The organism is Pseudomonas sp. RA_105y_Pfl2_P56 (assembly GCF_963970845.1).
GTDB lineage: Bacteria > Pseudomonadota > Gammaproteobacteria > Pseudomonadales > Pseudomonadaceae > Aquipseudomonas > Aquipseudomonas baetica_A.
The window spans coordinates 1-14,165 of sequence record NZ_CAXAPL010000006.1 but is presented as its reverse complement, the minus strand read 5'-3'; the positions used below and the strand labels follow the sequence as shown (position 1 = coordinate 14,165).

Sequence of the window (14,165 nt, the reverse complement as noted above, 5' to 3'; positions counted from 1 at the left end):
TGTTCCCAATCATGCCGTGCGGCGCAGTATCAGCAGATGGCGTTGGCCTTGGCAACCGGGTACGGCCAAGGCGTGTTCGCTATCGAGTTTGAAGTCTGCCGGCAATGCTACCAGCTCATCGGCCGGATGAACGCCCTTCATTGCCAGCCAGCGTGTATCCGCGTCGCCCAGATGGCGAGTCCAGTTGGTGAAGTTCTCCATGCTGCTGAACGCCCGGGAAATAATCCCGTTGAAGGGTTGTGCTGGCTGCAGAGCTTCGACGCGACTGTGGATAACTTGGAGGTTATCCAGTTTCAATTCGAGTTTGACCTGGGTCAGGAAGCGGGTTTTCTTGCCGTTGCTGTCCAGACAGGTCACTTGCGAGTCTGGATACAGGATCGCCAACGGGATGCCCGGCATGCCGCCACCACTGCCAACATCGAGCCAGCGGCCGTTTTCGATGAACGACATCACACTCAGACTATCGAGCAGGTGGCGAGAAACCATTTCGTCAGGATCGCGAACAGCCGTGAGGTTGTAGGCCTGGTTCCACTTGATCAACAGGGCCAGATAACCCAGCAGCAATTCATGCTGGGTTTCACTGAGATTGACACCGAGCTCGCGGGCTCCTGTGGATAACTCTTCAGCGTGTTGCGAAGTGACCTTAGAACTCAAGCGCTTTGCTCCAACTGACGGCCCGCGCCGCGTTTTTTCAAATGAATCATCAACAGCGAAATCGCTGCCGGGGTCACGCCAGGGATACGTGAAGCCTGCCCAAGCGTCTCTGGACGAGTCGCGCCGAGCTTGCTCTGGATCTCCTTGGAGAGACCGGAAATGTTGGTGTAATCGATATCCACAGGCAGCTTCGTGTCTTCACTGGCGCGCAGACGGGCGATTTCGTCCTGTTGACGATCGATGTAACCGGCGTATTTGGTCTTGATTTCAACCTGTTCGGCAACCTGGGGGTCTTCGGCACCGTTGCCGGTCACTTCGACCAGACCAGCGTAGTCGATTTCCGGACGACTCAAGAGGTTGAGCAAGTTGTATTCGTGGGTCAGCGGTGTGCCGAATTTTTCCGCAATCGCATCGCCTTGCGGTGTACCCGGGCGAACCCAGGTGCTTTTCAGGCGCTGCTCTTCGAGTTCGATGCTTTCGCGTTTCTTGCAGAAGGCCGCCCAACGCGCGTCATCGACCAGACCCAGCTCGCGACCTTTTTCGGTCAGACGCAGGTCGGCATTGTCCTCGCGCAGGATCAGGCGGTACTCGGCCCGGGAAGTGAACATGCGGTACGGCTCTTGTGTGCCGAGGGTGATCAGGTCGTCGACCAACACGCCGATGTACGCTTCATCACGGCGCGGGCACCAGGGTTCTTTGCCTTTGGCACGCAAAGCGGCGTTGGCACCGGCAAGCAAACCTTGCGCACCGGCTTCTTCGTAACCGGTCGTGCCGTTGATTTGCCCGGCGAAGAACAGACCGCCGATGACTTTGGTTTCCAGGCTGTACTTCAGATCCCGCGGGTCGAAGTAGTCGTACTCGATCGCATAACCCGGACGCACGATGTGCGCGTTTTCCATGCCGCGGATCGATTGCACGATCTGCAATTGCACGTCGAACGGCAAGCTTGTGGATATCCCGTTCGGATACAGTTCATGGGTGGTCAAACCTTCCGGTTCGATAAACACCTGATGGCTTTCCTTGTCGGCAAAGCGGTGGATCTTGTCTTCGATCGACGGGCAATAACGCGGGCCGATGCCTTCGATTTCACCGGCAGCGGAATACATCGGCGAACGGTCGAGGTTCGCGGCAATGATTTCGTGGGTGCGGGCGTTAGTGTGAGTAATCCAGCAGCTCACTTGGCGTGGATGCTGTTCTTTGTTGCCCATGAACGACATCACAGGGATCGGCGTATCCCCTGGCTGCTCGGTCATCACCGAGAAATCCACAGACTTGCCGTCGATACGCGGTGGCGTACCGGTTTTCAAACGACCGACACGCAGTGGCAGTTCACGCAGACGGTGAGCCAGCGCGATGGACGGTGGATCACCGGCACGGCCGCCGGAAAAATTCTGCAAACCGATGTGGATAAGTCCGCCGAGGAATGTTCCGGTGGTCAACACCACGGAGTCTGCGAAGAAACGCAGACCCATTTGCGTAACAACACCGCGCACTTGTTCCTGCTCAACGATCAGGTCGTCGGCAGCCTGTTGAAATATCCACAGGTTCGGCTGGTTTTCCAGAATTTCGCGGACAGCGGCTTTGTAAAGAATGCGGTCCGCTTGTGCACGGGTTGCACGTACGGCCGGGCCTTTACGGCTGTTCAAAACGCGAAACTGGATGCCGCCTTTATCGGTAGCCATGGCCATCGCACCGCCGAGGGCGTCGATTTCCTTGACCAGATGGCTTTTGCCAATGCCACCGATAGCCGGGTTGCAACTCATGGCGCCGAGGGTTTCCACGTTATGCGTCAGCAACAGGGTTTTTGCCCCCATACGTGCTGAGGCCAGTGCTGCCTCGGTACCGGCATGACCGCCGCCGATGACGATCACTTCAAAACGGGAAGGGAAATCCACCACGCACCTCGTGCCTGCTTAAGTAGGTCATTCAGGAAAAATTTGAGATCAGGTTTTTGGACCTGGTCGGCAAGTATAGGGACTTCGCCCTTCCTAAAGAACCCTTTGCACAAAATTTAACCAGCTGTGGAGAACTCGAGGTTAAAAGAATAAAAAAGAAAGAAATTTATAAAACCTTTGTTTTTATGTTTATTCTTACTGACCCGCCTTTCTGTGGATAAATCTCTACAGCCCTTTATATTCAATGTGTACAGAGATTCAAAACCCTGTGCCCATGTACCAATGAGGTCCTTGGATAACCGGTGTAAGCCTGTGGATGAAAGGGGTTGTTATCCACAGGGTGGGTTATATCCAGTTTTTTGGCCCTGTTATCAACTGACCTCAGAGGCAGTTATTCACAGGGCTTAATCCACAGAAATCTGTTGAATGAGTGCGAGTCGGGTACAGGGAGTCCGCTCAGGAAGAACACATCTGCCCGGCACTCAAGGAAGGATTTATAAAAAGAGGGAGTCAGACAGGCCGCGATTGGGCCTGTCTGTGAACAGCAGGAGGACTATTTTCCGATGCAGAAGCTGGAAAATATCCGTCCGAGCAGATCATCGGAGCTGAATGCTCCAGTGATTTCACCCAGCGAGTGCTGGGCCTGACGTAAATCTTCAGCCAACAGCTCGCCAGCGCCAGCCAAGGTTAATTGCGCACGACCGTGTTCAAGGGCCGCACTGGCATGGCGTAACGCTTCCAGGTGTCGCCGGCGGGCACTGAAACTGCTTTCCGAGGTTTGTTCGTAACCCATGCAGGCCTTGAGATGTTCGCGCAGCAATTCCAGGCCTTCGCCCGCCGATTTGGCGCTCAGGCTGATAGTCACATGGCCGTCATCGCTGACTTCCAGAACAATCGCTTCACCGGTCAGGTCTGCCTTGTTACGGATCAGGGTAACTTTGGCGGGATCGGGACGGATTTCGAGGAATTCGGGCCACAAGGCGAATGGATCCAGCGCTTCTGGAGCTGTCGCATCGACTACCAGCAGCACACGATCGGCTTCACCAATAGCTTTCAAAGCGCGCTCGACTCCGATTTTCTCCACCTGGTCGTCGGTATCACGCAGACCGGCGGTATCCACAACGTGCAGCGGCATGCCATCGATGTGGATGTGTTCGCGCAAGATGTCTCGGGTGGTACCGGCAATCTCGGTCACGATCGCGGCTTCGCGCCCGGCCAATGCATTCAGCAGGCTCGACTTGCCGGCATTCGGCCGTCCAGCGATCACCACCGTCATGCCGTCACGCAGCAAGGCACCCTGGCCGGCTTCGCGCAGCACTGTGGATAATTCGTCACGCACCTTGTCGAGCATGCTCAGCACATGGCCATCGGCGAGGAAGTCGATTTCTTCTTCCGGGAAGTCGATGGCAGCTTCGACGTAGATGCGTAGACCGATCAACTGTTCGGTGAGGTTATGCACACGTTGGGAAAACGCACCCTGCAAGGAACGCAGCGCGTTACGCGCTGCCTGTGCAGAACTGGCTTCGATCAGGTCCGCGATGGCCTCGGCCTGGGCCAGGTCGAGTTTGTCATTGAGGAACGCTCGCTCACTGAATTCCCCCGGGCGAGCCAAACGGCAACCCAGTTCGAGACATCGTTTGAGCAGCATATCGAGTACGATCGGGCCGCCATGGCCCTGCAATTCCAGTACGTCTTCACCGGTGAACGAGTTAGGCCCAGGGAAGTACAACGCCAGGCCTTCGTCCAACACCTGCTGATCGTCGCTGTAAAACGGTCCGTAATGGGCGTAACGCGGTTTCAGTTCTCGGCCGCTGATGGCTTTGGCTGCAACACTGGCCAACGGCCCGGAAATACGGACGATGCCCACACCGCCACGACCTTGAGCGGTGGCAACGGCTGCAATGGTTTCACGAGGTGTGCTCATAAACCGGAATCCAGACAAAAGTGACAGATAGCAAAACGCCCCACTAGGGGGCGTTTTGAGTGGTGTTATCCACAGAGCAAGTTACGCCTCGGCTTTTTTCGTCGCCGCTTCGATCTTACGCGTGATGTACCACTGCTGGGTAATCGACAGGCAGTTGTTCACAACCCAGTACAGCACCAGACCAGCCGGGAACCACAGGAAGAAGAAGGTGAAGATGATTGGCATCATTTTCATGACCTTCGCCTGCATCGGATCCGGAGGAGTCGGGTTCAACTGCTGCTGGATGAACATGGTTGCACCCATGATGATCGGCAGAATGAAAAACGGATCCTTGATCGACAGGTCAGTGATCCACAGCATGAATGGCGCTTGGCGCATTTCCACGCTTTCCAGCAGAACCCAGTACAGCGAAAGGAAAACCGGCATCTGCACAAGGATCGGCAAGCAGCCGCCCAGTGGATTGATCTTCTCTTTCTTGTACAGCTCCATCATGGCTTGCGACATTTTCTGCCGGTCATCGCCATGTTGTTCTTTCAGTGCAGCCAGTTTCGGCGCAACGGCACGCATGCGCGCCATCGATTTGTAGCTGGCAGCCGACAGAGGGAAGAAAAGCCCTTTGATCAGCATGGTCAGGAAGATGATCGACCAGCCCCAGTTACCCACAATCGCGTGGATATGTTGCAGCAGCCAGAAGATTGGCTGGGCAATGAACCAGAGGATGCCATAGTCGACGGTCAGTTCCAGGCCTGGGGACAACTGTTTAAGCACTGCCTGGCTTTTCGGACCTGCGTACAGAACAGCACTGGTTTCAACTTTGGCACCCGGGGCAGCGGTCAGTGTAGGACCGGTGTAACCGATGATGTAGTTGCCTTTGCTGTCTTTACGGGTCTGGACGATGTTGTTTTCGCCCTTGGCCGGAATCCATGCAGTCACGAAGTAGTGTTGCAGCCAGGCTACCCAACCACCGGTGACAGTTTCTTTGAGTTGGCCCTTGTCCATGTCCTTCATGGACACTTTCTTGTACGGCTCCGAACTTGTCCACAGGGCGGCGCCCAGGTAAGTCGCGGTACCGGTGGCAGTAGTGGACGAAGGATCGGCGCTGTTATCGCGCTTCAACTGGGCGAACATCGCGCCGTTCCAGGGCTGAGCGCTCTGGTTATCCACAATGTAGGAAACGGCTACGTCATACAGGCCACGTTTCAAGGTGAAACGCTTGATGTAATTGACGCCGTCCTTGCTGAACTTCAGGTCTACGACCAGTTGGTCCTGACCGTCAGCCAGTTGATAAGTCTTCTTCTCCGAGGAGTAGACCGGGCGACCTGCCGGATTGGCGTCCGGACCGTTGGTGCCGATCAGACCGCTTTGCGCCAGATAAACACGCTCGCCGCCGTTATCGAACAGCTGGAAAGGAACGTCCGGACGATCCTGACGACGTGGATACAGAGGCAAGGTCAGTTGAGCAACGTCACCACCTTGTGGATCGATCGCAAGATCGAGCACGTCGGTTTTGATCTGGATCAGATCCTTGCTGGCGGCTACCGGTGTTTCGGCAGGTGCGCTGGTATCGCTTGCGGCACGCGGAATATCGTCACTGGCTTCAGCATTATTGCCAGTGGCGGTGTCCGGCAAACCGGATGTAGTCGTACTGGAAGCAACATTCTGAGTCGGCAGGGCAGCTTGGCCATAGTCCTGGTTCCATTTAAGAACCATAACGTAGGCCACGATTGCCAGGGCGACGATCAGGATCGTGCGTTTGATATCCATGATTACTCGGCCATCGAAGAAGAACGGGAGGTAGGGATAGGTGGAACCGGGTCATAACCACCGGGATTCCACGGATGACAGCGACCTAAACGACGAAAGGTCAGCCAGCCACCGCGCAGAAGGCCATGATTTTCAATGGCTTCATACGCGTAGCAGGAACAACTGGGGTAGAAGCGACAGTGACTGGCCATCAGAGGACTAATGGCATAGCGATAAAACTGGATCGGAACGAGGGCCAGTTTACGCATCTGAACTGTCTACCCCTACAGTTTCGGTTTTGACTGCTGGAACTGGCTTGTTACGTGCCAAACGCTTCCAGAGTTTGCCGAAATGCTGAATCAATTCGGGGTTTTCTACATCACCTAAACCTTTGCGCGCGACGATAACGATATCCCAACCAACCAGTGAATCCTGGTGAAGACGGAACGATTCGCGCATCAAACGTTTGAGGCGATTGCGCTCAACGGAGAGCTTTACGCTCTTTTTCCCGATAACCAGCCCTAGACGGGGGTGATCAAGATCGTTGTTGCGTGCAAGGAGCAGGAGATTTTTCCCCGGAACCTTGCCGGTAGGGGAGTCAAAGACTGCCTTGAAATGCCGGGCGGTAAGCAGACGCTTTTCCCGACTGAAGTCCTGACTCACCTCCAGTGCCGGATTATCAAACTGCCAGACGCGCACGACCTTTGGCGCGACGACGCGACAGGACGGCACGACCGTTTTTGGTAGCCATGCGAGCACGGAAACCGTGGGTACGAGCGCGTTTGATAGTGCTTGGTTGGAAAGTACGTTTCATGTCGTGTTACCTGGTTCGTCCACAACGGGCCGGAATGGCCCCCGTTTTAAGAGACCGGGGATTCTAGAGAAAGCAAGCCTTCAGGTCAATTTCCAACCAACGTTTCCTTATAAATAGATCACGAGGCGTCTTTGGCCGACACCCTGTTCGCCATACATAAAAATAAAGAAGGGAATTATTTAAAGCTTTTCTGTAAAGCTTATAAAAGCTAGACCCGGCCCTGACTGTGGATAACTGCTTTCAGCCCTTGTTTTGCTTCGTGTACAGCCAATGACAACTACAGTGGAAAACGGTGTTCAGCCTGTGTTGCGCTGTCGGATAAGCTGTGTGTGGAATGGGTAGTTATCCACAGCCTGGTTATCCACCGAGTTCAACCCCCACTTGTCCAGTGACCTTAGAGGCGGTTATCCACAGAGCTTATTCACACACCGTTGGTCGCCTTTTTTCCAGTTAACGCATTGATAAATCATGTTCACCGGGCAACCTGCATGTGGATAAGTAAACGGCTCGCCGCTACAATGGCCGCTTGTTTTTGCCTCACCGGCTTTCAACTTAGGGGATATCCGTGTCAGTGGAACTTTGGCAGCAGTGCGTGGAGCTTTTGCGCGAGGAGCTGCCGGCCCAACAATTCAACACCTGGATCCGTCCACTACAGGTCGAAGCCGAAGGCGACGAGTTGCGCGTTTACGCACCGAACCGTTTTGTCCTGGACTGGGTCAACGAAAAGTACCTGGGGCGCGTCCTTGAACTGCTCGATGAGCACGGCAACGGCATGGCGCCAGCGTTGTCCTTATTAATAGGCAGCAAACGCAGTTCGGCACCTCGTGCAGCACCCAATGCTCCGTTGGCCGCCGCGCAAGCTTCCCAGGCCCAGGCAAATGCCGCGCCTGCCAGCACGCCAGCGCCCGCCCCGACGCCAGCGGCGGCCAAGCGTTCTACGCAGAAAACCGCCGAAGTCAGTGAAGAGCCGTCCCGCGACAGCTTCGATCCGATGGCCGGTGCCGCGTCGCAGCAAGCCCCGGTTCGCGCCGAACAGCGCACCGTGCAGGTCGAGGGTGCGCTCAAGCACACCAGTTATCTGAACCGCACGTTCACCTTCGAGAACTTCGTCGAAGGCAAGTCCAACCAACTCGCCCGAGCGGCAGCCTGGCAAGTGGCAGACAACCCCAAGCATGGCTACAACCCGCTGTTCCTTTATGGTGGAGTGGGTCTGGGTAAAACCCACTTGATGCACGCGGTGGGTAACCATCTATTAAAGAAGAATCCGAATGCCAAGGTCGTGTACCTGCATTCAGAGCGTTTCGTGGCCGACATGGTCAAGGCACTGCAACTGAACGCGATCAACGAATTCAAGCGTTTCTACCGTTCGGTGGACGCTTTGCTGATCGACGATATTCAGTTTTTCGCCCGCAAAGAGCGCTCGCAGGAAGAGTTTTTCCACACTTTCAACGCCCTGCTTGAAGGTGGCCAACAGGTCATTCTCACCAGTGACCGCTACCCGAAAGAAATCGAAGGCCTTGAAGAACGCCTCAAATCCCGATTCGGGTGGGGGCTGACGGTTGCCGTCGAGCCGCCGGAACTGGAAACCCGTGTAGCGATCTTGATGAAAAAGGCCGACCAGGCCAAAGTCGAGTTGCCTCACGACGCAGCGTTCTTCATCGCCCAGCGAATTCGCTCCAACGTCCGCGAGCTGGAAGGTGCGCTGAAACGCGTAATCGCCCACTCGCACTTCATGGGCCGCGACATCACCATCGAGCTGATTCGCGAATCCCTGAAAGACCTGTTGGCGTTGCAGGACAAACTGGTCTCTGTGGATAACATTCAGCGCACTGTCGCCGAATACTACAAGATCAAGATCTCCGACCTGCTGTCCAAGCGCCGTTCGCGCTCGGTGGCTCGTCCGCGTCAGGTGGCCATGGCATTGTCCAAGGAACTGACCAACCACAGCTTGCCGGAAATCGGCGATGTGTTTGGCGGTCGCGACCACACGACAGTTTTGCACGCCTGCCGCAAGATCAACGAACTTAAGGAATCCGACGCGGACATCCGCGAGGACTACAAGAACCTGCTGCGTACACTGACCACTTGATGAACACCAGCGCAGCTTATTAAGGCAAGGGACTAGACCATGCATTTCACCATTCAACGCGAAGCCCTGTTGAAACCCCTGCAACTGGTCGCAGGCGTCGTCGAGCGCCGACAGACCTTGCCGGTACTCTCCAACGTGCTGCTGGTTGTCGAAGGCCAGCAACTGTCGCTGACCGGTACCGATCTGGAGGTCGAGCTGGTTGGTCGCGTGCAACTTGAAGAACCGGCCGAGACAGGCTCCATCACCGTGCCTGCGCGCAAGCTGATGGACATTTGCAAAAGCCTGCCTAACGACGCGTTGATCGACATCAAGCTCGACGAGCAGAAGCTGGTGGTGAAGGCCGGTCGCAGCCGCTTCACCCTGTCGACCCTGCCAGCCAACGATTTCCCGACGGTTGAAGAGGGGCCGGGTTCGCTGACCTGCAGCCTTGAGCAAAGCAAACTGCGTCGTCTGATCGAACGCACCAGCTTCGCCATGGCCCAGCAGGATGTACGCTACTACCTCAACGGTATGTTGCTTGAAGTCTCGGCCGGCGTGATCCGCGCGGTGGCTACCGACGGTCACCGTCTGGCAATGTGCTCGATGCAGGCCGATATCGGTCAGCCGGATCGCCACCAGGTGATCGTGCCGCGCAAAGGTATTCTCGAACTGGCGCGTCTGCTCACCGAGCCGGACGGCAACGTCAGCATCGTTCTTGGTCAGCACCACATCAGAGCCACTACCGGTGAATTCACCTTCACCTCGAAACTGGTCGACGGTAAGTTCCCGGACTACGAGCGTGTTCTGCCCAAGGGCGGCGACAAGCTAGTGTTGGGCGATCGTCAGGCGCTGCGTGAAGCGTTCAGCCGTACTGCGATTCTGTCCAACGAGAAGTACCGTGGTATCCGTCTGCAACTGGCCAGTGGTCAGTTGAAGATCCAGGCCAACAACCCGGAGCAGGAAGAAGCGGAAGAAGAAGTGGGCGTTGAGTACAACGGCGGCTCCCTGGAAATTGGCTTCAACGTGAGCTATCTGCTCGACGTGTTGGGCGTAATGACTACCGAGCAGGTTCGTCTGATCCTGTCCGACTCCAACAGCAGTGCGCTGGTGCAAGAGTCTGACAACGACGATTCGGCTTACGTTGTCATGCCGATGCGCCTGTAATCAGCTGACTCTGGATGTCCTTAAGTCGTGTTTCGGTCACCGCGGTGCGCAATCTACACCCGGTGACCTTCTCCCCGTCCCCCCGCATCAATATCCTTTACGGCGCCAACGGCAGCGGCAAAACCAGTGTTCTGGAAGCCATTCATCTGCTGGGGCTTGCCCGTTCGTTTCGTAGCACGAGGCTGCTGCCGGTCATCCAGTACGAACAACTCGCTTGCACCGTGTTCGGTCAGGTGGAACTGGCCGAAGGTGGGCACAGTGCTCTGGGGATATCCCGCGACCGTCAGGGCGAGTTTCAGATCCGCATCGACGGCCAGAACGCCCGTAGTGCCGCGCAACTTGCAGAAATACTGCCGCTCCAGTTGATTAACCCGGACAGCTTTCGCCTGCTCGAAGGCGCGCCCAAGATTCGCCGGCAGTTTCTCGATTGGGGCGTGTTCCACGTCGAGCCGCGCTTCATGGCCACCTGGCAGCGCTTGCAGAAGGCCCTGCGCCAGAGAAACTCTTGGCTGCGGCATGGTACACTTGACGCCGTTTCGCAAGCGGTTTGGGACAGGGAGCTGTGCCAGGCCAGCGCTGAAATAGATGAATACCGCCGCGCTTACATCAAAGCCTTGAAACCAGTCTTTGAACAAACCTTGAGTGAACTGGTTGAACTCGAGGGTTTGACGCTCAGCTATTACCGAGGCTGGGACAAAGACCGGGAGCTGAGTGCCGTACTTGCCGGATCCCTGCAACGGGATCAGCAAATGGGTCATACCCAGGCTGGACCACAACGGGCTGATTTGCGTCTTAGATTGGGCGCACACAACGCCGCGGACATTTTGTCCCGGGGTCAGCAGAAGTTGGTGGTCTGTGCATTGCGGATTGCCCAGGGGCACTTGGTTAGCCAGGCCCGCCGCGGCCAATGTATTTATCTGGTGGATGACTTGCCGTCCGAATTGGACGAGAACCACCGTCGCGCGTTGTGCCGTTTGCTGGAAGACTTACGCTGCCAGGTTTTTATCACCTGTGTAGATCATGAATTATTGAGGGAAGGCTGGCAGACGGAAACGCCAGTCGCCCTGTTCCACGTGGAACAGGGCCGTATCACCCAGACCCACGACCATCGGGAGTGAAGGCATTGAGCGAAGAAAATACGTACGACTCAACGAGCATTAAAGTGCTGAAAGGCCTGGATGCCGTACGCAAACGTCCCGGTATGTACATTGGTGACACCGACGATGGTAGCGGTCTGCACCATATGGTGTTCGAAGTGGTCGACAACTCGATCGACGAAGCCCTCGCCGGCCACTGCGATGACATCAGCATCATCATCCACCCGGATGAGTCCATCACCGTTAAAGATAACGGTCGTGGCATCCCGGTCGACGTGCACAAAGAGGAGGGCGTTTCCGCCGCAGAGGTCATCATGACCGTCCTCCATGCTGGCGGTAAGTTCGACGACAACTCCTACAAAGTATCCGGCGGTCTGCACGGTGTAGGTGTTTCGGTAGTGAACGCGCTGTCCGAGGAGCTGGTGCTGACTGTGCGTCGCAGCGGCAAGATCTGGGAACAGACCTACGTCCACGGCGTACCTCAGGCACCGATGGCCATCGTAGGCGACAGCGAGACCACCGGCACCCAGATCCACTTCAAGGCTTCCAGTGAAACCTTCAAAAACATTCACTTCAGCTGGGACATCCTGGCCAAGCGGATTCGCGAACTGTCTTTCCTCAACTCCGGTGTCGGCATCGTCCTCAAGGACGAGCGCAGCGGCAAGGAAGAACTGTTCAAGTACGAAGGCGGACTGCGTGCGTTCGTTGAATACCTGAACACCAACAAGACTGCGGTCAACCAGGTGTTCCACTTCAACATTCAGCGTGAAGACGGCATTGGCGTGGAAATCGCCCTGCAGTGGAACGACAGCTTCAACGAGAACCTGTTGTGCTTCACAAACAACATTCCGCAACGCGACGGTGGTACTCACCTGGTGGGTTTCCGTTCCGCACTGACGCGTAACCTGAACAACTACATCGAGCAGGAAGGCCTGGCGAAGAAGCACAAAGTCGCCACCACCGGTGACGATGCCCGTGAAGGCCTGACCGCGATCATCTCGGTGAAGGTGCCGGATCCCAAGTTCAGCTCCCAGACCAAAGACAAGCTGGTTTCTTCGGAAGTGAAGACCGCGGTCGAACAGGAAATGGGCAAGTACTTCTCCGACTTCCTGCTAGAAAACCCGAACGAAGCCAAGCTTGTCGTCGGCAAGATGATCGACGCCGCCCGTGCTCGTGAAGCCGCGCGCAAGGCCCGTGAGATGACCCGCCGCAAAGGCGCGCTGGACATCGCCGGTTTGCCAGGCAAACTCGCGGACTGCCAGGAAAAAGACCCGGCGCTGTCCGAACTGTACCTTGTGGAAGGTGACTCTGCGGGCGGCTCTGCCAAGCAGGGACGTAACCGCAAGACTCAAGCCATCCTGCCGTTGAAGGGCAAGATCCTCAACGTCGAGAAAGCACGTTTCGACAAGATGATCTCTTCCCAGGAAGTGGGCACCTTAATCACCGCGCTGGGCTGCGGTATTGGTCGCGAAGAGTACAACATCGACAAGTTGCGCTATCACAACATCATCATCATGACCGATGCTGACGTCGACGGTTCACACATTCGTACCCTGCTGCTGACCTTCTTCTTCCGTCAGTTGCCAGAACTGATTGAACGCGGCTATATCTACATCGCCCAACCGCCGCTGTACAAAGTCAAGAAGGGTAAGCAAGAGCAATACATCAAAGACGACGACGCCATGGAAGAGTACATGACGCAGTCGGCCCTGGAAGACGCGAGCCTGCACCTGAACGAAGATGCCCCGGGCATTTCTGGCGGAGCGCTGGAGCGTCTGGTCAATGACTTCCGCATGGTAATGAAGACCCTCAAGCGTCTGTCGCGCCTGTACCCACAGGAACTGACCGAGCACTTCATCTACCTGCCGGCCGTGAGCCTGGAAACGCTCGGCGACCACGCCGCGATGCAAGAGTGGCTGGCCCAGTACGAAGTCCGCCTGCGCACCAATGAGAAGTCCGGCCTGGTCTACAAGGCCAGCCTGCGTGAAGATCGTGAACGCGGCGTTTGGCTGCCAGAAGTCGAACTGATTTCCCACGGCCTGTCGAACTACGTCACATTCAACCGCGATTTCTTCGGCAGCAATGACTACAAAACCGTCGTCACCCTCGGCGCTCAGCTCAGCACTCTGCTCGACGAAGGCGCTTATATCCAGCGTGGCGAGCGCAAGAAAGCGGTTACCGAGTTCAAGGAAGCTTTGGACTGGCTGATGGCTGAAAGCACCAAGCGCCACACCATTCAGCGATACAAAGGTTTGGGCGAAATGAACCCGGATCAGCTGTGGGAAACCACCATGGACCCAAGCGTGCGTCGCATGCTCAAAGTTACCATCGAAGACGCCATTGGCGCAGACCAGATCTTCAACACCCTGATGGGTGATGCGGTCGAACCTCGCCGTGACTTCATCGAGAGTAATGCTTTGGCGGTTTCGAACCTGGACTTTTGATTTCGTGTTTGGCGCTTTTAACGGGTCGATCTTCTCGGTCGAAAGCGGAGAAAAAGAGGTGTTGACAGCAGCGTGTAACGCTGTAGAATTCGCCTCCCGCTAACGAGAGATCGAAGGCGCAAGTGGTTGAAGTTGTTGAAGAATTCTTCGAAAGCTTCTGAAAATAATCACTTGACAGCAAATGAGGCTGCTGTAGAATGCGCGCCTCGGTTGAGACGAAGGATCTTAACCAACTGCTCTTTAACAACTGAATCAAGCAATTCGTGTGGGTGCTTGTGGAGTCAGACTGATAGTCAACAAGATTATCAGCATCACAAGTTACTCCGCGAGAAATCAAAGATGTAACCAACGATTGCTGAGCC

11 protein-coding genes are annotated in these 14,165 nt (G+C 55.9%); 4 read left to right on the top strand and 7 right to left on the bottom strand.

The features are described 5' to 3' along the window. Positions 1 to 9: 9 nt before the first annotated feature. From rsmG to rpmH, 7 genes are all read right to left on the bottom strand, one after another. Entirely contained in the window at positions 10 to 654 is a 645-nt protein-coding gene (rsmG, locus tag AACY11_RS06080; RefSeq protein WP_339431429.1) for a 16S rRNA (guanine(527)-N(7))-methyltransferase RsmG, read from the bottom strand. After that, positions 651 to 2,549: a tRNA uridine-5-carboxymethylaminomethyl(34) synthesis enzyme MnmG gene (gene mnmG / locus AACY11_RS06075; RefSeq protein ID WP_339431428.1), complete on the bottom strand. Its 1,899-nt coding sequence runs from the start codon at positions 2,547 to 2,549 to the stop codon at positions 651 to 653. Before mnmG ends, rsmG begins: the two co-directional genes overlap by 4 nt. Positions 2,550 to 3,102: 553 nt before the next feature. Next, a complete protein-coding gene (mnmE, locus tag AACY11_RS06070) occupies positions 3,103 to 4,473 on the bottom strand; it encodes a tRNA uridine-5-carboxymethylaminomethyl(34) synthesis GTPase MnmE (RefSeq protein WP_339431427.1) in 1,371 nt (456 codons plus the stop codon). 81 nt (positions 4,474 to 4,554) lie between these two features. Continuing rightward, positions 4,555 to 6,237, bottom strand: a complete 1,683-nt coding sequence (gene yidC / locus AACY11_RS06065; protein ID WP_339431426.1) for a membrane protein insertase YidC — start codon at positions 6,235 to 6,237, stop codon at positions 4,555 to 4,557. Between the two features lie 2 nt (positions 6,238 to 6,239). After that, positions 6,240 to 6,485 carry a membrane protein insertion efficiency factor YidD gene (yidD, locus tag AACY11_RS06060; protein ID WP_010465488.1) on the bottom strand — a complete coding sequence of 82 codons (246 nt, stop codon included), beginning with the start codon at positions 6,483 to 6,485 and terminating at the stop codon, positions 6,240 to 6,242. Beyond that, positions 6,478 to 6,879 (bottom strand): ribonuclease P protein component, encoded by a 402-nt coding sequence (gene rnpA / locus AACY11_RS06055; protein ID WP_339431538.1) that lies wholly within the window; start codon positions 6,877 to 6,879, stop codon positions 6,478 to 6,480. Before rnpA ends, yidD begins: the two co-directional genes overlap by 8 nt. A gap of 16 nt (positions 6,880 to 6,895) precedes the next feature. Continuing rightward, positions 6,896 to 7,030, bottom strand: coding sequence for a 50S ribosomal protein L34 (gene rpmH, locus AACY11_RS06050; RefSeq protein ID WP_003213577.1), 135 nt, complete (start codon positions 7,028 to 7,030; stop codon positions 6,896 to 6,898). A gap of 565 nt (positions 7,031 to 7,595) precedes the next feature. Here rpmH and dnaA point away from each other — a divergent pair. From dnaA to gyrB, 4 genes are read left to right on the top strand one after another with little or no spacing between them, the layout of a single operon-like run. Further along, positions 7,596 to 9,119, top strand: a complete 1,524-nt coding sequence (gene dnaA / locus AACY11_RS06045; protein ID WP_339431425.1) for a chromosomal replication initiator protein DnaA — start codon at positions 7,596 to 7,598, stop codon at positions 9,117 to 9,119. Positions 9,120 to 9,158: 39 nt separating this feature from the next. After that, the gene (gene dnaN, locus AACY11_RS06040) at positions 9,159 to 10,262 is read left to right on the top strand and encodes a DNA polymerase III subunit beta (RefSeq protein ID WP_221733252.1); all 1,104 of its coding nucleotides are present in this window, start codon (positions 9,159 to 9,161) and stop codon (positions 10,260 to 10,262) included. A gap of 14 nt (positions 10,263 to 10,276) precedes the next feature. Continuing rightward, positions 10,277 to 11,380, top strand: coding sequence for a DNA replication/repair protein RecF (gene recF, locus AACY11_RS06035; protein ID WP_053125303.1), 1,104 nt, complete (start codon positions 10,277 to 10,279; stop codon positions 11,378 to 11,380). A gap of 5 nt (positions 11,381 to 11,385) precedes the next feature. Beyond that, positions 11,386 to 13,803, top strand: a complete 2,418-nt coding sequence (gene gyrB, locus AACY11_RS06030; RefSeq protein WP_339465113.1) for a DNA topoisomerase (ATP-hydrolyzing) subunit B — start codon at positions 11,386 to 11,388, stop codon at positions 13,801 to 13,803. The last annotated feature ends 362 nt before the right edge of the window (positions 13,804 to 14,165 follow it).

Bases quoted from the DNA above. Each gene is read 5' to 3' on its own strand.
- recF (WP_053125303.1), top strand. From the start codon at position 10,277: ATGTCCTTAAGTCGTGTTTCGGTCACCGCGGTGCGCAATCTACACCCG.
- mnmE (WP_339431427.1), bottom strand. From the start codon at position 4,473: ATGAGCACACCTCGTGAAACCATTGCAGCCGTTGCCACCGCTCAAGGT.
- dnaN (WP_221733252.1), top strand. From the start codon at position 9,159: ATGCATTTCACCATTCAACGCGAAGCCCTGTTGAAACCCCTGCAACTG.
- yidD (WP_010465488.1), bottom strand. From the start codon at position 6,485: ATGCGTAAACTGGCCCTCGTTCCGATCCAGTTTTATCGCTATGCCATT.
- yidC (WP_339431426.1), bottom strand. From the start codon at position 6,237: ATGGATATCAAACGCACGATCCTGATCGTCGCCCTGGCAATCGTGGCC.
- rpmH (WP_003213577.1), bottom strand. From the start codon at position 7,030: ATGAAACGTACTTTCCAACCAAGCACTATCAAACGCGCTCGTACCCAC.